Genomic DNA, 20,954 nt, shown 5'->3' with positions numbered 1-20,954 from the left:
AAAAAAGAAATTAAATTTCTGCAGAACAATCTGCAGAAAAGTGACTGAGTAAAACCGCACATTTGTCAATAGTTTCTTGATCTAATTTTACTGTGCTGGTTTTAATTTGATTTAACAATTCATCAATAAATAAGTCCTCATCAGTTAAAGGCATATTTATTACAACAACCTCATTGTTGATAAAACCAACCAAAGGTTCTACAAAGCAATTTTTAATATTATTGTCATTTAAGAAGTTAATTAAATCTTCTCCTAAGGTTAATGCTTTTTGTTTGACTTTGTTGTCTTGTGAAAATTTAGCCTGTTTGGTTGTGTATCTAAATCTTCTTTTATTGTCAGTTGTTGGAATCTCTTCAATCTTGTCCTCATCCAAATCAGCAGAACCGATTAAGTTTAGATTTTCATTTTCTGCTTCTAATCTGAGTTTAGGATTGTATTTTTGAGATAAAAGAGCATATATTCCAGTTGGACCAACAACCAAGTGGTTGATTCCTGATGGTGCTGTTGGAGTTTTGACGTTGTAGAATACGTAGTACTCTTGAGGTAAAGTCAACAAGTGTTCTCTGATGATTCTTGTTCTTTCTTCTGTTTGCTTAACGTCTCTTGTTTTGTAAAGTCCATAACAAAGCATTATAACTCCAATGAATAAAGCTATGATGCCCACGCCACTGTTGATGATTAGGATTTCAATTATGCTTAAAATGAATATTCCTGCGCCGACAAGCAATACAATTTCATTTACATTCAAGTCATTAAAGTCAAAGATGCCTCCATCTTTGTCCGTGAGGGTTGTTTCATTTGGAATTATTTCATTTCCTTCAGGTTCTTTTATACTTATCTTATCAAGCAGGCCTGGAGATGATTTTGTTTCAGTGTTAGGATAATATTCTCCCATACTCTTGTAAAATTCATCTTTAAGGAAACTTTTCAAGACATTGTAGTCATTGGTTTTTGGGACTGCAAATTCTTTTCCAAATTTGGATAAAACCGCATCAGGTATTGTAGTTCTGGCAGTTGGGCTAACTTCCTCTTCCTGAAGTTCCATTTCTCTTTTTTCATCGTCAGCGATTTTGAGCATATGTTCTTCAGAAAAGAAATCTCCGATTTTTTCAGTAAATGACCTTAAAGAGCGATCAGGCTCTTCATTTGTTAATTCTTCAGATGTTGGTTTGTTAACTTGGTTTTCTTTTCTGATAGTTTCCAATTCTTTTTCTCTTTCTTCAAGGTATTTATCTAATTCATTGTTCATTTCCTCATCTAAATATCTTAAAGAACCTCCGCAACTGTCACATTCATAATCAAGTATGCTGTCGCTACTTTTAATCTTGTATTTTAATCCACAATCTTCACATTGAACAATATATGAATTATCATATTTGAATGAACTAACAAAGGAGGAATGAGAAGTCTTTTCGCTATCGGAATATTCTTCTAAGTATTCTAAGTCACCTGCACATGAAGAACACTCAAATGTTGTAATATCATCGTCATCATCGAGTTGGTACTTTGCACCACAGTTCTTACAGCATACAACTTTCATAATATCCTCTTAAATTGCTTTTATGATATTATTTATATAATTTTTCATATTATATATGTTTCTAAAAATGAGTGTAATGAACAATAGTGTTCATCACTGATATTTCAATAAATGTTTTTAAACCATCCATTCATTCATTGATTTTTTCATATATGCTGATTTCGTTAATGCTTTTTATTTCAGTGTAATTTGTCAGGTTATCTAGTTTCTGATTGGAAATGTAATATGTGACATTACTTTCATCAATTGCGCTTTGATTGCCTGAAGGGATTCCTGTGACATTTCCTCCCAACCACCATGTGAATGGCCTTATGTTGTAAACTCCGATGTCCATGCTTTCATAATCGGGATTGTTGTCAATGATATAATTTGAAACCTCTTCTGTTGAAAGATATTCTGTTGTAGGATCAAAGCTATATGTAAATGCAAAAGCCTGAATCACAAACAGCACTATCAATATTGCGGGGATGATGTTTTCATTAATTTTGAGATGTTCGTTTATTGTTTTAACTGAAAGGATTACAAAATATATTATTGCTGGAAATACCGGCAATATGTATCTGTTCACTTTCACAGGATTGAAACTGAAGAATATGAAGTTGGACAATATCCAACCCAGCATCAGATACTCTATTTTATTTTCGGAATCCTTGCCCATAAGGTACAGTCCAAAAAGCACAAGCAATATTGTGACGACTGATGTGACTCTTGAAAAGCTTAGGATTCCCATCAAGAAGAATGCTAAAGGTGCAATATCGTTTTTTTCGAATTTTCTCTTGTGGTCATTTAACCACAATCCCATTCCAATAATCAGAATTCCAAGAATGCCCCATGATAGGGGTGTTGCATTGTCCAAAACTGGATTTCCGTTAAAGTAAGTATGAGAGTTTGAAGTGAAATTCAGCATGTTTTTCAGGTAATATCCGAAATCCGGATTGTATGCCGGATCTTTTTCACTGCCTAGTGTTCCCTGTATTCCTCTTGATATCTGGCCTCCAGCTTCAAAATTCCCGTTTCCAAGAATCACAAGCAAAACCAATGTGATGAGTGTAAGTGCGATTCCAATCTTTATTCCTTTCTTGATGTATTCTCTGTCCTCTGATTCTATTTTAAATCCTTTAACAATAACATAGTAAAGTGCGAATGCAGGATATGTTAACAGTATTGTGTATCTAGTGTAAATTCCAAGGACTAAAAATATTATTAGGGGAATGTAAAACTTCGGATTATCGTTTAGGGCAATATGTCCAAGCAGTGCAATCCATATGATCATGGAAACTGCAGGAATGTCCAATGTGCCGTTTGCAAGCCATGTCAAATATAATGTTAATGATGAGTAGACTACAGTGCCTGCAAGACTCAGATTCTCATTGAAAAAGCGTTTAAGCAGCAGGTAAAATCCAATGTTTCCAAAAATGGCGAATGCACCGGTAACAAGATATATTGCAAGTTTGTCAACAAGGCCCAATCTGAAGAGCAATGAAGTCAATATGCATATCACTGGGGAAAGGAAAATATTCTGGGCCACATTGATGGATGTTCCTGAGTAATATAAGGAGTTTAATAGATAAACGTAAACGTCACTACAATGTATTCCGATTGTATTGTTGAAATTGATGTAATATCCTACAAGTGCTGTGCTGAAGATTAAGATGAACAGCATGCAGTACTTGTCTTTTGTGTTGATTTTAAAATCTTTAAACATTGTATTTACCCTTATTTTTTTAAAATGATCCTAATGCAAATGCGATGAATGCTATTAGAATTCCAATTTTCAGGAATTTTGAAGCCTTGGCAGCTGTCTTTTCGTCCTGGTTTCTAAGGATTAGCAATCCACTGTATAGGAATATTATCACGGCAACAACCATTATTGCAAGATACACTATGCTGAACACGTGCTGGAAGTACAGCAATGGGCAAAGTGCACAGTCGATAATTATGAGTGCAAATGCAATGGCCGCTGAAAGTTTGGCGCCGTATAAAATTGGAAATGTTCGGGCTCCCTCTGCCTTGTCCCCTTCCATGTCCTCAATGTCTTTTGTTATCTCACGTGCTGTTGTCATTATGAATGCAAAAAATCCTAAAAACCATGATGTCGCAATGATTTGAGGATTATTAATTGCATATCCTCCGAATGCAAAGCAAAGTCCTGTCATGAATCCAACTGTCAGGTTTCCAATCAATGGGGTTGATTTTAAGTCACGGGCATAAATGTAAAGGATAATGTCAGCTATTAATACGATTATGAATGCTGTCCAGTCCTTGTTAATGTAGGATATCAGAAATCCGCAGACTGTTCCAAGGAAAAACAGAATATATGCGTAATTACGTCCTGTTTTTGGTGAAATCCTGCCTGAAGGTATCGGCCTGTGAGGCTTGTTAATCAAATCGATTTTATAATCAAAATAGTCATTAATCACATTTCCAGCACTAATTTCAAAAAATACGGTAAGCATCGCCAATATTATTGGTATTGATATAGAATGGTCGATAATAGCGACGAGTACAATGGCAATAACTGCCATTATTACATTTCCAGGCCTTAAGATTTCAATATATGGATTCATCATTTTTCCCCAAAATTTAATTAAAATAGAAATTTTTAAATTCCTAAACAATAATTATATAAAGTATATTAGATAACATAATATTAGTATTTTATTTATTTAAAGTATTATTTATTAATTAATTAACTGGTGTTTATATTGGATAAAATTAAGATAGCAATTGTAGGATTAGGAAACTGTGCAAGTTCCTTAATCCAAGGTATACATTATTATGATGGTAAAAAACCAGAAGATGCAATAGGACTTATGCATTGGGATATTGGAGGATACACTCCAAGTGATATTGAAGTTGTTGCAGCTTTTGATGTTGATGCAAGAAAAGTTGGAAAAACAATTGATGAAGCAATTTTCGCAAAACCTAACTGTACTACAATATTCCAGAAAGAAATTCCAAAATATGACGTTAAAGTAAGTATGGGTCATGTTTTAGATGGTGTTGCAGAACACATGTCAAATTATGATGACGAATACACATTTGTCGTAAGTGATGAAGAGCCTGTTGACGTGGTTGAAGTTCTAAAAGAAAGCGGAGCTGAAATATTAGTTAATTACTTGCCTGTGGGCTCAGAAGAGGCTGCAAGATACTACGCACAATGTGCACTCGACGCTGAAATAGCATATGTGAACTGTATGCCTGTATTCATTGTAAGTGATGATGAATGGGATGCTAAATTTAAGGCTAAAGGAATTCCTATTGTAGGTGACGATATTAAAGCCCAAATCGGTGCTACTATCACACACAGAACACTAGCTAGTTTATTCATGGATAGGGGTGTTAAATTAGACAGGACCTATCAAATCAACACTGGTGGTAACACTGACTTCTTGAACATGCTCAACCGTGAAAGGTTAGACTCTAAAAAAGAGTCCAAAACTGAAGCAGTTCAATCAGTATTGGATGAAAGAATGGATGATCGTGACATCCACATCGGACCTAGTGACTATGTCCCATGGCAAAACGACAACAAATTATGCTTCCTCAGAATGGAAGGACGCACATTTGGTGATGTTCCAATGAACATCGAATTAAGATTAAGTGTGGAAGACTCTCCAAACTCAGCAGGCTGTGTGATTGATGCAGTAAGATGCTGTAAGATTGGTTTAGAAAGGGGTATTGGCGGACAATTAACTTCAATTTCCTCATACACAATGAAACATCCACCGATTCAATACGATGATGATGAAGCATACGAAAATGTTGAAAAATTCATCGCCGGTGAATTAGAAAGATAATTTTACAATTATTTTTCATCTCTTTTTTTTATTTCTTTCACTATTTTTTTTAAATTTATTAACTTATTATTTAACTGTCCATTTAATGTTTATAATTTATATAATAATAAAAACATATATTATAGTTGGATAATTTAAGATTACTTTATATATGATAAAATTGAAAGAGGTGTAATTAAATGGCAAAAGTAAGATTTACAGAAACTGCACTCCGTGATGCTCACCAATCATTGCTTGCAACTAGGATGAGAACCCGAGACATGATTCCTATTGCTGAAGAAATGGATAAAGTTGGATATTTCTCAGTTGAGGCTTGGGGTGGAGCTACTTTTGATACTTGTATAAGATACTTGAACGAAGATCCATGGGAAAGGTTAAGACAATTGAAATCTGAATTCAATAACACTCCTATTCAAATGCTCTTAAGAGGACAGAACCTTGTCGGTTACAAACACTATCCTGATGATGTTGTAACCAAATTCGTTGAGAAATCATATGAGAATGGTGTGGACATATTCAGGATTTTTGATGCATTAAACGATATCAGAAATATGGAAAAGGCAATTAAGGTTGCCAAAGACCAAGGTGCACATGTGCAAGGAACAATCAGTTACACTATAAGTCCAGTACATACCTTGGATGATTTCGTTGACTTGGCTAAAAACTTGGAAGCACTTGACTGTGACTCAGTTGCAATCAAGGATATGGCAGGGTTAATCACACCAACTGCAGCTTATGAATTAGTATCAAAACTCAAGGAAGAAACCGATTTGCTTGTAGACTTACACTGCCACTGTACCAGTGGAATGACTCCAATCAGCTATTATGCAGCTTGTCAAGCTGGTGTTGATATTTTAGACACAGCTATTTCACCTCTCGCTTGGGGTACTTCCCAACCACCTACAGAAAGTATGGTTGCAGCGCTTCAAGGTACTGAATTCGATACTGGTTTGGATTTAAAACTATTGGCATCAATCAAGAAATACTTTGAGGACATCAAGGAAAAATACTCCGGTATCCTTGACCCTATTTCTGAAAGTGTTGATGCTGATGTGTTATTATATCAAATTCCTGGAGGAATGCTTTCAAACCTCATTTCACAATTAAAAGAGCAAAACGCACTTGACAGATACAATGACGTATTGGATGAAATGCCAAGAGTCAGAAAAGACATGGGATACCCTCCACTTGTAACTCCTACAAGCCAAATTGTAGGTATCCAATCCGTAATGAACGTTCTCGGTGGAGAAAGATACAAAACTGTATCCAACGAAGTAAAAGAATACATGAAAGGAATGTACGGTAAGCCACCAGCTCCTGTGAATGAGGAAATCTCAAAAAGAATCATCGGTGATGAAGAGGTAATTACCTGCAGACCAGCAGACTTGCTTGAACCTGAATTCGACAAGTTCAAGTCAGAAGGTGAAAAAGAAGGATTTGTTAAATCCGATGAAGATGCTTTAACTTATGCATTATACCCACCAATCGCTCCAAAATTCCTTAAAGGTGAAGCTGAAGAGGAAGAGCTCAAACCAGCTCACACTATCACTGAAGATGAAGGAATTGGAATCCCAACCCAATATAATGTTGAGGTTGACGGGGATGTGTTTGAAGTTAAAATCATGCCGACCGGATTTATGGAAATCGAAGAAACCCAATCTGGAAACTTCAAGCCTGTTGAAGGTGCTGTTCCTTCACCAATGCAAGGTATGGTAATCAAACTCAACGTTAATGTTGGGGATAAGGTTGCAAAAGGATCCACAATTGCCGTAATTGAGGCTATGAAAATGGAAAACGACATACAGTCCGAAGTTGACGGTACTGTTGAGGAAATTTTCGTGGAACCTGGTGATGCGGTAAGCATTGGCGATACTTTAATGGTAATCAAATAGATTACCTTCATTTACTTTTTTTTAAAAATAAAAATAAGGAGTTTTTAAAACTCCATTTATAATTCTTTTTTTTCATTGTGTCATTTGGTATGCATCATAAGCGGCATATAATGAGAATAGGATATTTATAAGGGAGATTACCCAGCTTCTGAATATCATTGTTCCAATCAATATTAAAACTATTAAGACAATGAAAAAGATGATTCCCTTTTTGATGTCTCCAGCATAAGCCTGACCTAATCCTGGAATGAAAAAGGATAAGATTGCTGCAAGAATTCCATTAGCCATATTTTTGTTCCTCCATAAAGTTAGTTAATTATTAACTTTTTAACCGGTTCAATATATAGTTATCTTTATTTTAGGTTACTTTGACATTACTATCACGTTTAAATACTTTTGGAGATTATAATAATATAAGACAAGTAGTTATATGTGATTATTATGAAAAACATTTTCGATGAAGTTCAATTAGGAGATTTGAAGCTAAACAGCAGGATTGTTAGGACAGGTACATGGGAAACAGAAACCGAGGAAGGAGGGTTTCTATCACCTGCAATCTATGATAAGTATGAAAAGATTGCAAGTTCAGGAACAGGTTTGATAATCTCTGAAATGTTTGTCCTTGACCATAAGGACCGTTTTGCCCCATATTGTGCAAACTTGAATTATTTGGGTTTTGTAAAGGAATATAAGATGATAACAGACATCTGTCACAATTATGATGTTCCAGTTTTAGGCCAATTGGCATTCTTTTACTATGATGATGGAGACAACCAGAAGGCTGAACCTAACGATTTAAAACTTGAGGGGATAAGGAAACTTCAGGCGGAAGTAATAATGGCTGCCAAAAAATTCTCTTTTGCAGGTTTCGATGGAATGCAAATTGATATGGGGAACAATTTCTACTTGGCAAGATTCATCAACCCATACTTCAACCAAAGGGATGACAATTATGGGGGAAACACTGAAAACCGTGTAAGAATCGCTTCTGAAATTATCAAATTAATCAAAAAGACAATGCCTGGTTTTCACATAAGCATACGCATCAACCCATGGGATGTTAGAAAAGATGGTATGACTGCTGAAGAAAGTCTTAAAGTGGCAAAAGAACTCGAAAATGCAGGAGCCGACAGTATACAACTTACTGCACGTACAATATCATATCTTTACGATGGAAATGAAAAAAATCCATTTTTAGTGTATGTTGATAAACTGATTGATGAAGTTGATATTCCTGTGATTTTAGGAGGATCAATGAGGGATATGAAATCAATGAATGATGTCTTAAACCACACTGAGGTCGATTTCATGTCAATGTCCAAGCCGTTCGTTGCACAGGCGGACTTTTTGGCTGAATGGAAAGCAAACGGTGAAGGCGTGTCAATATGTCAAAGCTGCAATAACTGTTACAGTAAGAAAACAAGCACTTGTTTTAAATATTAATTATTAAAAAAAGAAAAATTTTGGGTTTTCCACCCAAAATTACACTCCCATTATCATTTCGGAAAATGGTATTGAGATGTATGCTTCGATTGGAGCTGCAATAAGCATGAGTATTGTTGCAAAGATTAAAAGCACCACACTTTGAATCAATACTTTTTTATTCTTTTCAAATGAGTCCCTTGCTGATAGGCGGGTTCCATTCTCTCCTTTTATGATTCCTTTCAGGAATCTCCAAACGAACATGAACAATAGGATTCCTGCCACTGACTGAATGATTGTTCCGGTTATTTCAAATATTCCATGTGGAATCAGGTAAATTAGATATTGGAGTCCTCCATTTGCTTTAACTGCACTGAATACTGGTCCGGTTGCACCTAAATTCGCTCCATTGTAGATTATCATGGCAATTGCAATAATCCCAAAGAATATTGAACCGAAATAAGTTAGGAGTCCTCCACCGGCATTGTGGATAAATAAGTATGCTGGGCTGATATTCGGCTCTGCTGGGGTGGGGACGGTTGCAGTGCTATTCATAATGCTTTGCACGTTTGAACTTATAGTATCTCCTGCCAAAACCCATGTTGCAATAAATGAGATTATAAATAGTGCGTATAGTATTATAATCATCTTCTTGTGTTCCTTTAATGATTCGATTAACAAATCCTTATAAGTTGTTAGTATGCTCATAATACTATTTTTCATTAATGTGCTTATAAAAATATGGTAATATATTTGATACTGTTCACTAATTTCAAAAAAGTTTTTATACACAAAGTATTAATAAATTTAATCATGGCAAAAGATGACAGAAGTGCAATAAATCCATTCACCGGTAAGAAACATTTTGACATGGTAAACGATGACAAGTTCCTTCAGGACTCATATAATGAATATTATGGAATGATAAACCAATCACAATTGCTTGACAACACTCAAAACGGACAGATTGTAATCAATGTTGCAGTCAGGCTAATCAATGCAGTCAATGAGTATCTGGCCAAAATAGGAAGGCTTGATTATGTTGAGGACTATTATGATTGGGATGTTCATCTGGTTGCAGACAATACTGTAAATGCGTTCTGCATGCCTGGGGGTAAGATTGTCATGTTTTCAGGCATATTGTCTGTTGCAAACACTGAAGAAAAGGTTGCATTTATCCTGGGTCATGAAATGGCACACGCCTTGCTTGACCATTCAAGAACAAGAATCAGCGCTCAAAACGCTCAAAACGCAATCACTTCAGCTGCTTGGATTGGAAGTTTCGCAATGGATCTTGTGGGGCTTGGTGGACTGGGCGCAATGACACGTGCTGCGACAAATGTCGCATCAGTGGGTTCCCAATTTCTTCTGATGAATCCATGGGGACGTGATCAGGAGCTTGAGGCTGACCGTTTGGGAATGATGATCATTCACTGGGCAGGATATGACATTTCACATATTCCTCATTTCTGGCAGGACATGTCCTCCCAAAACTCCAATGAGCACGATTTCTTCTCAACACACCCTGCGGACTCCAAAAGGATAGCTGCAATGAATGAATTGATTGTTGAAATTGAAAACCAGACTGATTTTTACGCAAAACCTGTCATTGGTGATGTTCCAACTCCAAAAGATGAGTTCAAAGACACTCATTTGACTGGTAATGTGGGAAGTTGTCAAAATTGCGGAGCTCCTCTCGCAAATGGCGACAAGTTCTGTACCAATTGCGGTGCCAAGGTTGATGTGCAGCTCAAATGCTCAAAATGCGGTGCTACCATAGCACAAGGCGACAAGTTCTGTACCAATTGCGGAAACAAGATATAGTGGTGGTTTCATGAGTGATAAATCAGAATATGTTAAGAAATCATCATATAGGGTTAAGGTTTTAAAGTCCATCGGCGACGATGTAAAGATTCCAACCGAGATTGCAAAGGATAGTGGCATTTTAAAAAATCACATTTCCAATGTCTTAAGGGACCTTAAGGAACAGGAACTTGTAGAGTGTCTTAATCCAAAATCCAGAAAAGGTAGGCTTTACAGGTTGACTGAGGAAGGCTCAGACATTCTGGATGAAATAAAATAACTCTTTTTTTCAAATATTTTTTTCATTTCCGATACATTTATATACTACTTAATGTTAATATATTGTGTGTAAGTTAGACACAACTTATTAACACAAAAAATAAGGAAGTGAAAAAAGATGACAACAACCAACCCACAAGAGGCCATGGATTTAATATTCATAATGGACCGCAGCGGATCAATGTCCGGCTCAGAAGCCGACACAATCGGAGGATTCAACTCATTCATACAACAGGAAATTAAAAAGGAACTAAACACCAGAGTAACCACAATACTCTTCGACCATGATTATGAAGTACTATACGAAAGAAAACCAATTCATGAAGTGCCTAAACTTACCGACAGGGAATACTGGGTAAGAGGATCAACCGCCCTTCTTGACGCCATTGGAAGAACCATCAACACTTTGGATAAGAAAATAGACAACAAAACACTAGTCGTGATAATGACTGACGGATATGAAAACTCATCAAGGGAATACACAAAAGAACAAATTAAAAATCTGATTTCCAATCACAATTGGGAATTCATATACATTGGAGCTGACATCGACTCATATGCAGAAGCAAGAAAGTTCGGATTCCACGAAAGCCATATTGCAAACTACAGGAAATCAAAACAAGGTATTAAGGATGTATATGCATCAGTATCCAATGCAAGGGACTTAATGGTGGAAGAAATAAAATTGGAGGACGTAAACTGGAAAAAGGACTTGGAAAAATATGATTAAACACTTAATCATATCCTACCTTTTTGAATGCTCTATTTCTCCTCACACAACTTTCGCAAACTCCACAGGGTTCATCCTCTCCTTTGTAGCATGAGTAGCTAAGTTTCATTGGAGCACCCACTTTAACACCTAACTCAACTAATTCCTCTTTATTCAAATCAATGCATGGTGCTTCAATTCTTATTTTTTCAGGTGAACCAACCTTTATCAATTCATTAAATTCTTCAAGATACTCCTTGGAATTGTCGGGAAATGTGGCTCCCTCCTCATTGTTCCAACCGACAATGATAATCTCAGCACCAATGCTTTCGGCATAGGAAAGGGCTATTGATGTAAAGACAGTGTTTCTTGCAGGAACCCAAACACTGCTTGCAGTTTTACTGCTTTTTTCAAAATCATCCAAATCCAATTCTGATGGCTCAGGAATTTCATCATCAGTGTTCAGGCTTGAGTCACTAATTTTTGAAAGCCAAGGCAAATCAATAACTTCATGGGTCCAGCCCATCTTTTCACAAATTCTCTCAGAAGCTTTACATTCCTGTTTAAAAGCCTTTTGACCGTAATTGAATGTTATCGCATGGATTTCATAATCCCTGTCAAAGACTGTTGTTGCAACGGTGCAGTCAAGGCCTCCTGAAAAAACACTTATTGCCTTTTTCATTGGATTAGCTCCTTGACTTGCCTTAATGCCAAACCTGTATCCTTTGCAATCTTTTTCAAATCCTCAAATTCCGGTCTTTTTGATATTATCTTGCCGTTGACATAACCTATCTTGAAGGTCACATCATAATCCTTGCCGTTAATGTTGAATGATTTTGTTTCAAATTCCCTTTTGGCAGTTCCCCTATGCATGTTTGGAGCTATTCTAATGCCCAAACTGCCAGTTTCATTGAATATGGTGTCAATGATGACTTCACGATTGTCTCTTCTTGAAATCACCTTTAAAAGACTTCCCTGACGGTTTTTCTTCATTATTATTGGGGTGATTGAAACGTCACTTGCACCGGCCTCCAGAAGCACATCGAACAGGTATCCAATCTCTTCACCTGTCAAATGGTCAAGATTGGTTTCAATAACATCAATCTCATCGCTTTGGCCAATGTCGGATGCTTCAATTATCCTTACGACATTCGGATGGTCAAAATCCTTTCGTCCGGCTCCATAACCCACTTTTTGAGCCTTGACTTGCGGAATGAAATCCCTAATCTCATCACACAATTCCATATATATTGCAGATCCTGTAGGTGTTGCAAGCTCGGAGTCCACAGGTCCGCCAATCATATTTGCATCCTTTAAAATCTCAACAACAGCAGGAGCCGGAACAGGTATGATTCCATGGGCGGTTTTGACCCTTCCGCCTCCAACAGCTATTGGAAGGCCAATGATTTTTTGTGAATCATAACCTAAGGAGTAATAAGCATAAACGGAACCTATAACATCAGCAACAGCATCGCTGGCACCCACCTCATGGAAATGAACCTCTTCCAGGCTTTTTCCATGAACCTTACTTTCAGCTTCAGCTATCCTTTCAAATATCTTCACGGAAGTGTCGATGACTTTCTTGTCCAAATCCAATTCCCTGATTTTTGTGATGAAATCCTTGAAATGTGTGGAGGGCTTGTGTTCCAGCATTTCCACATGGCAGAATGTTGAGTCTATTCCATGCTTGGACACTCTTGTGAATGTGACCTCAACCTCTCCAAAATCATGTGCTGATTTTTCCATAACTTCCTTCAGTTCATCGGCATCTGCTCCTAAATCAACAAATGCTCCGATTAGCATGTTTCCAGCTATTCCGCTTGATTGTGGGTCTATAATAATTGTCATGATGTTAAGTCCTTTTTTAATTATAATATAGATTTAAATTAAATAATTAATATATATAATTAATTTAAATTTCACATAATTACTTCTTTTCGTTAATTTTCGAAGAGTTTTGAATAGTTTTCAAACGCTCTCTCACTTAATATATATTCACTTGATTATAAAAATTTAATCAATATTAAATTTTAATGAGCTGATTTATATGAGTACAAACGAAGAAATGGTAGAAGAGTTTGTTGCAACAAGAGGACTCTCTAAAGCCAGTTATAAAAGTTTTAAATATACTTTAAAACATTATTGTAATTTTCAGGGTTGTTCTCTGCAAGAACTGATAGATGAAGCGGATTTTGAAGAAGAACAGCAAATAAGGTGGAAAAAAAGAAAACTTAAAAAAAGATTAGTGAACTATATGAACTTCTGTAAGGATACTTTAACTATTAATAGTGCAAAACATCATCTTAAACTTGTTAAAATATTCTATCATCACCATGACATAGAAATTCATAAATTGCCGCCATTTAACGAGAAAAATGCTAAGGTTAGAAATCCTATCACTCCTAAAGATCTTCCAACAAGGGAAATTTTACAGGAAGCTGTTGAAATTGCTGAACCTTTGATGAAGGCATTGATTTTATTTTTGGTCAGCAGCGGTATGAGTAAAATTGATGCCCGGAATTTGACAATACAGAATTTTTTAGACGCCACAAGCAAATATCATAATGACAGTAAAGATTTAAAGACTGCAATAAAATTAATGAAGGAATATGATGGTGAAATAATCCCTATTTGGAATAGTAGGAGACAAAAAACTAAAAAATTCTTTGTAACTTTCAACACTGATGAGGCCACAAGACATATTATCAGTTACCTGGAGCTACGTGATGAAAGACTAAAAAATAATTACTACAATCCCAAAGATGAGCTGGAACCTTCTGACAAGCTATTTAAAATTTCAACTGACTATTTCACACTTAAATTTAAGGAATTAAATAATGCATTAGGTTTAGGTACTGCTGGAGGAAATCCTGAAGAAAACATTAAAGGATTTAATAGGCTGAGAGCTCATATGCTGCGTAAATACCATGCAACCAATCTCAAAAAGTTTGGAATGGATACATACTCAATCAATGTTCTTCAGGGTAAAAGTAACGGTTCGGTTAATGATGTTTATTTTTTTGAAGATGAAGAAACTTTGCTTGAGGAGTATATTAAGGCTATTGAAGGTGTTTTAATATTAACTGATGTTAAAGAGCATAATAGATATTCTCCAGAATTCATTAAAATGGAAAAAGAAAATGAGGAATATAAAGAAAAGATTGATAGGATTACAGACGAAATAAACAGTCTCAAAAAAATGTATCGAGGTGAAGCATGAAGTGATGATGTGGATTTTTGGATATTTTATACAGTTCAATATCTTTCTTATTTTTTGTTAAACACCAATTTTAAAAACACCGGTGTTTTATTTTTTGGACTGTACAATTAACTATACTTTTGTAAGTTTTCCTGAACGTATGTTTAATGAAAGTAAAAGGAAATATTTATATATTCAAAAAACATAATTATAATTAGCCTTCACTATTAACTACTAAATTTGAATAAAAATTGTTTTTAGTGGGGTGATTGCAGAAAATCATTTCAAATACTATGTATTTGTAAAAATAATGCTGTGTAATTGAAGTAAATAAATAAAAAAAGATCTTTATTATAAATAAGGATTATAAAAGTAAAAAAAGATATTTACTTTAATAACGAGCTGATAAATATGATTTTTTGTATTTATAATCCTCGTAATGGGGTCACAGATGAAAAATAAAAAAAGTTTAAACGGAGTCGCCAAACTAGTTTAAAAATCTTTACTGTTCAAATAGTAACCCAATAAATAGTTTATTTCACGAAATATATAAAGATTTCCACATAAAAAGTGGTGAATTATTTGTTGTTTTTACTTTTTTTGAAGAGCTCATTTTTTTATTTTTCAGAATTGTGTTCATAGGAGATTTATGATCGGTTAATGATTGTTAAAAGAACTCTTGTTTCTTAAAATCATCTTTAATAGATTTTTAAGTCTTTAAATGAACATATTTATATGTAATGTGGAAGAGAATAAGAATTAGATTGATGAAATCATTCTTTTTCATTAATCGCATTATAATTTATCTCCAATGACTTGTATTGGCACAATAAGGGGATAAAAAATTACGGAGTCGTCAACTATGTATGAATTAAGAAAATGGGTAAATAAGCCTGTGCTTAAAGAAGTGCTTTATTCAAACATGAACTTTCAAGCATTGGAAGAAACAATTGCTGATATTACCGAAAAGGAAAATATCAGTAATGAAAAAGAATTCTTTGATTTATATGAGATCGAAGATTTGGAAACCGGATTAATGAACAATGAGGTATTAATCGAAATTTAATCCGGGAGCTGTTGAACTAATTTTAGAAAAATATTGAAGGAGTCGCCAAAAATGTTAGAACAAGAAGTAAATGGTGTTACTCATGTTTTAGTACCAAAAGAGCATTGGGAAAAAATATGGGAAGTTTTAGACAAAATCAGCGAAATGGGTGATTAAATGAGTTTTGATTACCGATTCGAACCACCTACATCTCTTGACTGGGATGATGATTATCTTGAAGAATGTGAAGATTGCACCTTTGAGTGTGATGTTCATGGATACTGTGTAAATGAGGTGGAATGATGGATGCTGTAAACCAATTTGTTGAAAACACTGAAGGAATTTTAACTCACGATGGCGAGATTAAAGTTGCCAAAGGTGGAATAAAACAGAAAATTTTAGACATTGGTGAAAATGGAAGTGTGATGGTGAGAGGAAGAAAAAAATCCTACCACGCACTGATCCATGTGAAACTATTACCTTTAATCCAATATGCAAATAAAGGTGATACCGGGTTTATTAAATTTAAAAACGGTGAAGCTTTTATCATTGGTTTTAAAAAAAACAAAAGAGCTGATAAATATGAAGGATTTAATATTGAATTTGCAAACTAACTGTCCTCCAAACCATTTCATACAACTGGAAACAGTTAAAGATGATATGAAATTCAAAATCAGGAAAAACGATTTGGTACGATTTAAAGGCAAATTAATCTGCCTACACCACAAAGGCGTAGTAACCTGTGTTGTAAACCAGGACTACCTTGTTTCTGTGTGTTACTGTAAGGAGTTGCCTAAAAATGAGTAAACCTGCAAGACTATATCCAAAACCTGAACCTATGACAATTAACCCAACAGTGCTGTTAATTGGCTGCGGTGTATGTAGTGTGATATTTTTTACTATTGGCTGGACTTTTCAAACAATTGGAGTTGCAGCGTAAGGAGGAATGACAAAATGGGATTAGACATGTACTTGTATGGTGCTAACCACTCATACAATCAAGAGGATTACACCTCATCAATACAATTTGAAGAGGTTGCATACTGGAGAAAACAAAACGCTATCCACAACTGGATAGTATTAAACGTACAAGACAGTGTAGACAACTGTGCTATATACTACGTCAGTGAAAAAAATCTTAAAAGATTATTATTAGCCTGCAGAACAGTGTTGGAAAATCCAACTGTTGAAACAGCAATGAAAATCTTACCTACAAAAGAAGGATTCTTCTTTGGAGGAACTGACTTAACAGATAAACATGAGTTTGAATACTACTTGGCCGGTTTAAAATACACAGTTGATGTAATCAGGCAATTATTGAAAGATAATAAATTCGACTCATACTATTATCAATCCAGCTGGTGAGAAAAATGTTTAAAATAATTGTAGATGGTGAAACTGTTGAAACAGTTATGCATGATGAAGAATATGCAATAAAAGAATATATTCGCGAAGAATACGAGCACTATGGCATTAAAGCCAGATTTGAAAAAATAGGTGAATAATTATGAAAGTTTCAGTAATTATGAGATATTTTGATGCATTAAACGATGAAAATGCAATGTATGTTGAATTTAGAGATGGAGGTAAACTCCTAATTGACTGCAATGACACCATCAAAGCAGAAGATGATTTAATTGAAATCAAATCTACATTTGGTTCCTATATTACAGAATCTTCAAATGTTGTTGGTTTAAGAATCCTCAACCGCGTAGATATCATGGCAAAAGCAGTCATTGAAAACATGATCAATGCTGAAGGTGATGAATAATGGTAAAAGCTGAATTAATGGAAAGTGCTCCAGTAAATCAGGAGACCAGTATAGTGAATGTTGATAGCGTTCCAGATGTTGACACAGCAATCCAGCAATGGGACGCATATCAAAAACTTTGCAAAGGTTTACTGAATGAAACTGACTACCAGGAAATTGTAGTTAAAGAAAAAGATGAAGACGGAAATTACGTCAAAGTAAAAAGACACTTTAAGAAAAAATCCGCATGGCAAAAACTCTCACGTGCATTCAATGTGGACACACATATTGTGGACAGATCATTGGAGAGAACCAAAATGGGTAGAGTACGTGAAGCATACTACTGTGTAAGAGCAACCCTTCCAAATGGACGCAGCGTAGAATCCGACGCACTATGCTCCAGGAGCGAAAGAGGAAAAGACAAAGTGTCTGACCACACTATTATGAGTACTGCAAAAACACGTGCCACCAATCGTGCAATTGCAGAACTTATTGGTGCTGGAGAAGTCTCAGCAGAAGAAATGAGTGCTGAGAAAAGAATTGTTGAAAACCAATCCAAATTCATAAAAGAAGGTGATGAATAATCACCTATTTTTAATTTTTTTAGTGAGCTGATAAATATGTCTGAAAGTATTGTAGAGAAAACTACTGAATTTCCAAAACATTATCCTGTAATATTTGATTTTGGAATGAAAGCATTAATTAAAATGAAATCTGAAAGTTTAATCATTTTAAGAGACCTTGAAAAGGATTTATTAAAAGCTGAATGTGATTTAGCAGCTGAAGAAAGAAAGTTATATTTAAACACTGATTTCAAAGAATTAGGCCTAACCAATGACAAACTAAGAAACTCTTATGTAAATGACCAATTAAGTGATTTTAGATTTGACATTGCTATGAAAAAACATGAAATCCAATCAAAAAAAGATGATATCGAAATAATTGATGACCTAATAAAATTAAATGAATTAGAAATTGTAGGAGAATAAGCATATGAGCTTCAACGATAAACAAACTATTTTTACAAGTACTGAATTAGACTATGAAGAAATTGTAGACATTCCAGACGGATATGAAAAAGCAGAATTAAAAGACTTTGAAGATGGAACACTCATCACCGGCAGACCAGAAATGTCAAGTGTAACCTCATTCACCTTCGATGATGACGGAGAAGAAAAAACCGTAAACCGTTTCAAATTATTCGTTTTCAAAGATGATGAACAATTATATGTTGAAATCAACGTAAACCTCAAAAACGATGGTGACATCCACAAAAACATTAGAAAAGGCAGTGTGCTGTTTGACTTTTTAACTTCAATTCTTGAACTGGAAAATCCAGGATCTGTCGGCAAATCCAACATCATCAGAAATGCAAACCTCGCAGAATACAGAGAATTTGTAAACAGAATGAATGAAATGACAATTGAGGTTAAAGAGAAAAGTGGAACCTATGTCTTTTACAGTTTTGTAGTTCGTGATGTAAAGGTATGATGAATATATTATGAATTTGGAGTAGAATTATGGCGAATAATCCTCGCGGACTGTTAAGACATTTCATCAAAGAAAATTACGCTGATGAAATTGAAGAAACTAAATCCCTACATCAACAGTCCAGGGTTGGTATTGATTACAATAAATTAAACCGTTATCTATTAGAAAAAGGCGGTGAAGATTTCTTCAAATCTGAAATGTACAAGTTCATATCAGCTATTGAAGATGAATACAATACCAATCCCTCTCCAAAAGAACATGTGAGTTTAAAATACATCAATGTACCTGAAACAGTTGAATTACATAATTTAGATGCAACAAATAATCGTGAATGGATTAGCTGCAAAGCAATGGTGAAAAATATTACAGACATTCGTGTAGATTTGAAATTAGCTGTATATGAATGTCCTGAATGTATGGCACAAGTAGTTGTTGACGTTTCTGATGGCAGCGATATCGTAATCCCAACAGTATGTAAAAACTGTGGTGGCAGAAAAATGCGTATCTCAAAAGAAATGAGTGAATTTCGTGATTTTCGTATCGTTAAACTTGAAGAACCTCTTGAATTACGTAAAGGCGGTAACACTCGTGAATTTAAAGGTTATATGCAAGATTTTCTTGCCTCACCCTACCACAATATTAAAGCCGGTGATGTTGTTGATGTTACCGGCGAATTTCGCATAGAACCACGTAAGGTGCGGGGCAAATCTGAAGGCTTTGAGTTTTTAATTGATATTCATAATATCAGTCCTGTAGATGATGCCTTTGAAGATTATCGTTTAACAGAAAATGATAAGGAAATGATTATAGAATTGTCAAAAAGACAAGATATCTATGAATTATTAGTTAATACTCTTGCACCTGAAGTTTATGGTTATGATACTGTTAAAGAAGGTTTGTTATTGCAATTATTTGAGGGTTCACGTCCTGTGGAAGATGTTTTCAAAACTGATACTATGGACCGCTGGACCAGCCATATTCTGTTGATTGGTGATCCTGGAATTGGTAAATCTCAACTAATTTCAGCTGTAAACAAAAGAGCACCTAAGGTAATAAGCATTGCTGGTACAAATACTTCACAAGCAGGACTTACAACAAGTGCTGTTAAAGATGAATTGACAGGTACCTGGACAATGGAGGCTGGAGGTGTGATATTGGCCGATACAGGTTTGCTGATAATAGATGAATTTGATAAACTTTCACCATCAGCACAAAAAAGTTTGAATGAGCCAATGGAGCAGTTAAGTGTTTCATCTGCAAAAGCCGGTCTTGTTCAAACCATGAGTGCAAGAACAAGTATACTTGCAGCAGCCAACCCAAAATTTTCAAGGTTCACTGACACCAAAACTATCCGGGAGCAATTAGATATTGCAGAATCCACATTATCCAGATTCGATTTAATATTTGTTCTAAGAGATGATGTTAATGAGAAAAAAGATAAACAACTGGCAAAAACACTATTGACAAAAAGCACCATCGATAAAAATCTAAAAACCATTTCTGATGATTGTTTTAAAAAATATATTACTTATATGAAGGCAAATTGCTTTCCTGTTTTGACTGAAGAAGTAATTGAGCTATTGTCAAAATTCTATGTAGAAGTTAGACAAAAAGCCATTGAAAGTTATGATGGAAAACCAATTACAGCAAGAGACTTGAAAGCATTGGAGCGTTTAACTATTGCACGTGCAAAATGTGAAGGTAGAACTTCAACCAAAATTGAAGATGCCCAAGAGGCAATTAGGATTTACAGTGAAAGCCTGTACAGTCTCGGTCTTGACCTAACAACTGCTGGTGAAATTGTTGGAATGACATCTACTAAAGAAATGGATATTATTATTGATGTTGAACGGATGATCCGGGCCAAAGTTGATTTTGAAGGCCTTCCACTATCCAGTGAAAGTATCAATTCTTTAAAATATGAATGTGGTTTAAAGTGTCATGGCACAAGTTTAGATTCTGAACGTGTTTTCAAGGAGGCATTGATGAAAATTGAAAATGCTCTCTAAGGAGGTTTTTGAAAT

General features: G+C 35.1%; 25 protein-coding genes. 18 read left to right on the top strand and 7 right to left on the bottom strand.

All coding sequences use genetic code 11. The annotated features are described in order from the left end of the window. Nucleotides 1-10: 10 nt before the first annotated feature. The 3 genes from E7Z78_RS09445 to E7Z78_RS09435 all read right to left on the bottom strand — a co-directional run bounded on the left by E7Z78_RS09445 (nucleotide 11) and on the right by E7Z78_RS09435 (nucleotide 4,107). Complete coding sequence (locus E7Z78_RS09445; RefSeq protein ID WP_303724936.1) at nucleotides 11-1,540, bottom strand: NERD domain-containing protein; 1,530 nt, start codon at nucleotides 1,538-1,540, stop codon at nucleotides 11-13. A 130-nt stretch (nucleotides 1,541-1,670) separates the two neighbouring features. Beyond that, on the bottom strand, nucleotides 1,671-3,245 hold the full coding sequence (locus E7Z78_RS09440) for a glycosyltransferase family 39 protein (RefSeq protein WP_303724934.1): 1,575 nt from the start codon (nucleotides 3,243-3,245) through the stop codon (nucleotides 1,671-1,673). Between the two features lie 19 nt (nucleotides 3,246-3,264). Then, nucleotides 3,265-4,107, bottom strand: a complete 843-nt coding sequence (locus tag E7Z78_RS09435) for a UbiA family prenyltransferase (protein WP_303724933.1) — start codon at nucleotides 4,105-4,107, stop codon at nucleotides 3,265-3,267. Nucleotides 4,108-4,245: 138 nt separating this feature from the next. Here E7Z78_RS09435 and E7Z78_RS09430 point away from each other — a divergent pair, with 138 nt between their 5' ends. Next, nucleotides 4,246-5,340, top strand: a complete 1,095-nt coding sequence (locus E7Z78_RS09430) for an inositol-3-phosphate synthase (protein WP_303724932.1) — start codon at nucleotides 4,246-4,248, stop codon at nucleotides 5,338-5,340. A 179-nt stretch (nucleotides 5,341-5,519) separates the two neighbouring features. Then, nucleotides 5,520-7,232 (top strand): sodium-extruding oxaloacetate decarboxylase subunit alpha, encoded by a 1,713-nt coding sequence (gene oadA / locus E7Z78_RS09425; RefSeq protein WP_303724930.1) that lies wholly within the window; start codon nucleotides 5,520-5,522, stop codon nucleotides 7,230-7,232. 72 nt (nucleotides 7,233-7,304) lie between these two features. Here the strand turns inward: oadA and E7Z78_RS09420 are convergent, their stop codons facing one another. Then, complete coding sequence (locus E7Z78_RS09420) at nucleotides 7,305-7,520, bottom strand: DUF6677 family protein (RefSeq protein ID WP_303724929.1); 216 nt, start codon at nucleotides 7,518-7,520, stop codon at nucleotides 7,305-7,307. A gap of 153 nt (nucleotides 7,521-7,673) precedes the next feature. On the opposite strand from E7Z78_RS09420, the gene E7Z78_RS09415 reads away from it, so the two are divergent. Continuing rightward, nucleotides 7,674-8,675, top strand: coding sequence for a tRNA-dihydrouridine synthase (locus E7Z78_RS09415; RefSeq protein ID WP_303724927.1), 1,002 nt, complete (start codon nucleotides 7,674-7,676; stop codon nucleotides 8,673-8,675). 39 nt (nucleotides 8,676-8,714) lie between these two features. Here E7Z78_RS09415 and E7Z78_RS09410 read toward each other — a convergent pair whose 3' ends face one another. After that, a complete protein-coding gene (locus tag E7Z78_RS09410) occupies nucleotides 8,715-9,362 on the bottom strand; it encodes a stage II sporulation protein M (RefSeq protein WP_303724925.1) in 648 nt (215 codons plus the stop codon). Between the two features lie 105 nt (nucleotides 9,363-9,467). On the opposite strand from E7Z78_RS09410, the gene E7Z78_RS09405 reads away from it, so the two are divergent. The 3 genes from E7Z78_RS09405 to E7Z78_RS09395 all read left to right on the top strand — a co-directional run bounded on the left by E7Z78_RS09405 (nucleotide 9,468) and on the right by E7Z78_RS09395 (nucleotide 11,466). Continuing rightward, nucleotides 9,468-10,478 carry a M48 family metallopeptidase gene (locus E7Z78_RS09405; protein ID WP_303724923.1) on the top strand — a complete coding sequence of 337 codons (1,011 nt, stop codon included), beginning with the start codon at nucleotides 9,468-9,470 and terminating at the stop codon, nucleotides 10,476-10,478. A gap of 10 nt (nucleotides 10,479-10,488) precedes the next feature. Beyond that, nucleotides 10,489-10,737, top strand: coding sequence for a winged helix-turn-helix domain-containing protein (locus tag E7Z78_RS09400; protein WP_303724922.1), 249 nt, complete (start codon nucleotides 10,489-10,491; stop codon nucleotides 10,735-10,737). A 117-nt stretch (nucleotides 10,738-10,854) separates the two neighbouring features. After that, the gene (locus E7Z78_RS09395) at nucleotides 10,855-11,466 is read left to right on the top strand and encodes a vWA domain-containing protein (RefSeq protein ID WP_303724920.1); all 612 of its coding nucleotides are present in this window, start codon (nucleotides 10,855-10,857) and stop codon (nucleotides 11,464-11,466) included. 4 nt (nucleotides 11,467-11,470) lie between these two features. Here E7Z78_RS09395 and queC read toward each other — a convergent pair whose 3' ends face one another. Beyond that, nucleotides 11,471-12,127, bottom strand: a complete 657-nt coding sequence (gene queC, locus E7Z78_RS09390; RefSeq protein ID WP_303724919.1) for a 7-cyano-7-deazaguanine synthase QueC — start codon at nucleotides 12,125-12,127, stop codon at nucleotides 11,471-11,473. Beyond that, nucleotides 12,124-13,293, bottom strand: a complete 1,170-nt coding sequence (larC, locus tag E7Z78_RS09385; RefSeq protein ID WP_303724917.1) for a nickel pincer cofactor biosynthesis protein LarC — start codon at nucleotides 13,291-13,293, stop codon at nucleotides 12,124-12,126. Before larC ends, queC begins: the two co-directional genes overlap by 4 nt. Nucleotides 13,294-13,492: 199 nt before the next feature. Between larC and E7Z78_RS09380 the strand changes: the two genes are divergently transcribed. The 12 genes from E7Z78_RS09380 to E7Z78_RS09325 all read left to right on the top strand — a co-directional run bounded on the left by E7Z78_RS09380 (nucleotide 13,493) and on the right by E7Z78_RS09325 (nucleotide 20,939). Continuing rightward, entirely contained in the window at nucleotides 13,493-14,665 is a 1,173-nt protein-coding gene (locus E7Z78_RS09380; RefSeq protein ID WP_303724916.1) for a site-specific integrase, read from the top strand. An 841-nt stretch (nucleotides 14,666-15,506) separates the two neighbouring features. After that, nucleotides 15,507-15,710: a hypothetical protein gene (locus E7Z78_RS09375; protein ID WP_303724915.1), complete on the top strand. Its 204-nt coding sequence runs from the start codon at nucleotides 15,507-15,509 to the stop codon at nucleotides 15,708-15,710. Nucleotides 15,711-15,866: 156 nt separating this feature from the next. Continuing rightward, a complete protein-coding gene (locus E7Z78_RS09370) occupies nucleotides 15,867-15,992 on the top strand; it encodes a hypothetical protein (RefSeq protein WP_303724914.1) in 126 nt (41 codons plus the stop codon). Next, a complete protein-coding gene (locus tag E7Z78_RS09365) occupies nucleotides 15,992-16,303 on the top strand; it encodes a hypothetical protein (protein WP_303724913.1) in 312 nt (103 codons plus the stop codon). The genes E7Z78_RS09370 and E7Z78_RS09365 overlap by 1 nt, the downstream gene beginning before the upstream one ends. Continuing rightward, nucleotides 16,287-16,496: a hypothetical protein gene (locus E7Z78_RS09360; RefSeq protein WP_303724912.1), complete on the top strand. Its 210-nt coding sequence runs from the start codon at nucleotides 16,287-16,289 to the stop codon at nucleotides 16,494-16,496. The genes E7Z78_RS09365 and E7Z78_RS09360 overlap by 17 nt, the downstream gene beginning before the upstream one ends. A gap of 147 nt (nucleotides 16,497-16,643) precedes the next feature. Continuing rightward, nucleotides 16,644-17,054 carry a hypothetical protein gene (locus E7Z78_RS09355; RefSeq protein ID WP_303724911.1) on the top strand — a complete coding sequence of 137 codons (411 nt, stop codon included), beginning with the start codon at nucleotides 16,644-16,646 and terminating at the stop codon, nucleotides 17,052-17,054. A gap of 5 nt (nucleotides 17,055-17,059) precedes the next feature. Continuing rightward, nucleotides 17,060-17,194 carry a hypothetical protein gene (locus E7Z78_RS09350; RefSeq protein ID WP_303724910.1) on the top strand — a complete coding sequence of 45 codons (135 nt, stop codon included), beginning with the start codon at nucleotides 17,060-17,062 and terminating at the stop codon, nucleotides 17,192-17,194. Between the two features lie 2 nt (nucleotides 17,195-17,196). Next, nucleotides 17,197-17,460: a hypothetical protein gene (locus E7Z78_RS09345; RefSeq protein WP_303724909.1), complete on the top strand. Its 264-nt coding sequence runs from the start codon at nucleotides 17,197-17,199 to the stop codon at nucleotides 17,458-17,460. After that, entirely contained in the window at nucleotides 17,460-18,023 is a 564-nt protein-coding gene (locus E7Z78_RS09340; RefSeq protein WP_303724908.1) for a hypothetical protein, read from the top strand. Before E7Z78_RS09345 ends, E7Z78_RS09340 begins: the two co-directional genes overlap by 1 nt. Nucleotides 18,024-18,059: 36 nt before the next feature. Continuing rightward, nucleotides 18,060-18,428 (top strand): hypothetical protein, encoded by a 369-nt coding sequence (locus tag E7Z78_RS09335; protein ID WP_303724907.1) that lies wholly within the window; start codon nucleotides 18,060-18,062, stop codon nucleotides 18,426-18,428. A gap of 4 nt (nucleotides 18,429-18,432) precedes the next feature. After that, complete coding sequence (locus E7Z78_RS09330) at nucleotides 18,433-18,930, top strand: hypothetical protein (protein WP_303724906.1); 498 nt, start codon at nucleotides 18,433-18,435, stop codon at nucleotides 18,928-18,930. Between the two features lie 29 nt (nucleotides 18,931-18,959). Further along, on the top strand, nucleotides 18,960-20,939 hold the full coding sequence (locus E7Z78_RS09325; protein ID WP_303724905.1) for a minichromosome maintenance protein MCM: 1,980 nt from the start codon (nucleotides 18,960-18,962) through the stop codon (nucleotides 20,937-20,939). Nucleotides 20,940-20,954 lie beyond the last annotated feature (15 nt).

Origin of the sequence: Methanobrevibacter thaueri (assembly GCF_015062915.1) — an archaeon.
GTDB lineage: Archaea > Methanobacteriota > Methanobacteria > Methanobacteriales > Methanobacteriaceae > Methanocatella > Methanocatella thaueri_B.
Note: the sequence above shows the minus strand (reverse complement) of the source record. Positions and strands in the feature narration are given on the sequence as shown.

Coding starts and splice junctions, on each gene's coding strand:
- E7Z78_RS09370 (WP_303724914.1), top strand. CDS start 15,867: ATGAGTTTTGATTACCGATTCGAACCACCTACATCTCTTGACTGGGAT.
- queC (WP_303724919.1), bottom strand. CDS start 12,127: ATGAAAAAGGCAATAAGTGTTTTTTCAGGAGGCCTTGACTGCACCGTT.
- E7Z78_RS09440 (WP_303724934.1), bottom strand. CDS start 3,245: ATGTTTAAAGATTTTAAAATCAACACAAAAGACAAGTACTGCATGCTG.
- E7Z78_RS09420 (WP_303724929.1), bottom strand. CDS start 7,520: ATGGCTAATGGAATTCTTGCAGCAATCTTATCCTTTTTCATTCCAGGA.
- E7Z78_RS09335 (WP_303724907.1), top strand. CDS start 18,060: ATGTCTGAAAGTATTGTAGAGAAAACTACTGAATTTCCAAAACATTAT.
- E7Z78_RS09345 (WP_303724909.1), top strand. CDS start 17,197: ATGAAAGTTTCAGTAATTATGAGATATTTTGATGCATTAAACGATGAA.
- E7Z78_RS09330 (WP_303724906.1), top strand. CDS start 18,433: ATGAGCTTCAACGATAAACAAACTATTTTTACAAGTACTGAATTAGAC.
- E7Z78_RS09325 (WP_303724905.1), top strand. CDS start 18,960: ATGGCGAATAATCCTCGCGGACTGTTAAGACATTTCATCAAAGAAAAT.
- E7Z78_RS09435 (WP_303724933.1), bottom strand. CDS start 4,107: ATGAATCCATATATTGAAATCTTAAGGCCTGGAAATGTAATAATGGCA.
- E7Z78_RS09410 (WP_303724925.1), bottom strand. CDS start 9,362: ATGAGCATACTAACAACTTATAAGGATTTGTTAATCGAATCATTAAAG.
- E7Z78_RS09350 (WP_303724910.1), top strand. CDS start 17,060: ATGTTTAAAATAATTGTAGATGGTGAAACTGTTGAAACAGTTATGCAT.
- E7Z78_RS09365 (WP_303724913.1), top strand. CDS start 15,992: ATGGATGCTGTAAACCAATTTGTTGAAAACACTGAAGGAATTTTAACT.
- E7Z78_RS09375 (WP_303724915.1), top strand. CDS start 15,507: ATGTATGAATTAAGAAAATGGGTAAATAAGCCTGTGCTTAAAGAAGTG.
- E7Z78_RS09415 (WP_303724927.1), top strand. CDS start 7,674: ATGAAAAACATTTTCGATGAAGTTCAATTAGGAGATTTGAAGCTAAAC.
- E7Z78_RS09395 (WP_303724920.1), top strand. CDS start 10,855: ATGACAACAACCAACCCACAAGAGGCCATGGATTTAATATTCATAATG.
- E7Z78_RS09400 (WP_303724922.1), top strand. CDS start 10,489: ATGAGTGATAAATCAGAATATGTTAAGAAATCATCATATAGGGTTAAG.
- E7Z78_RS09445 (WP_303724936.1), bottom strand. CDS start 1,540: ATGAAAGTTGTATGCTGTAAGAACTGTGGTGCAAAGTACCAACTCGAT.
- E7Z78_RS09340 (WP_303724908.1), top strand. CDS start 17,460: ATGGTAAAAGCTGAATTAATGGAAAGTGCTCCAGTAAATCAGGAGACC.
- E7Z78_RS09380 (WP_303724916.1), top strand. CDS start 13,493: ATGAGTACAAACGAAGAAATGGTAGAAGAGTTTGTTGCAACAAGAGGA.
- oadA (WP_303724930.1), top strand. CDS start 5,520: ATGGCAAAAGTAAGATTTACAGAAACTGCACTCCGTGATGCTCACCAA.
- E7Z78_RS09355 (WP_303724911.1), top strand. CDS start 16,644: ATGGGATTAGACATGTACTTGTATGGTGCTAACCACTCATACAATCAA.
- E7Z78_RS09405 (WP_303724923.1), top strand. CDS start 9,468: ATGGCAAAAGATGACAGAAGTGCAATAAATCCATTCACCGGTAAGAAA.
- larC (WP_303724917.1), bottom strand. CDS start 13,293: ATGACAATTATTATAGACCCACAATCAAGCGGAATAGCTGGAAACATG.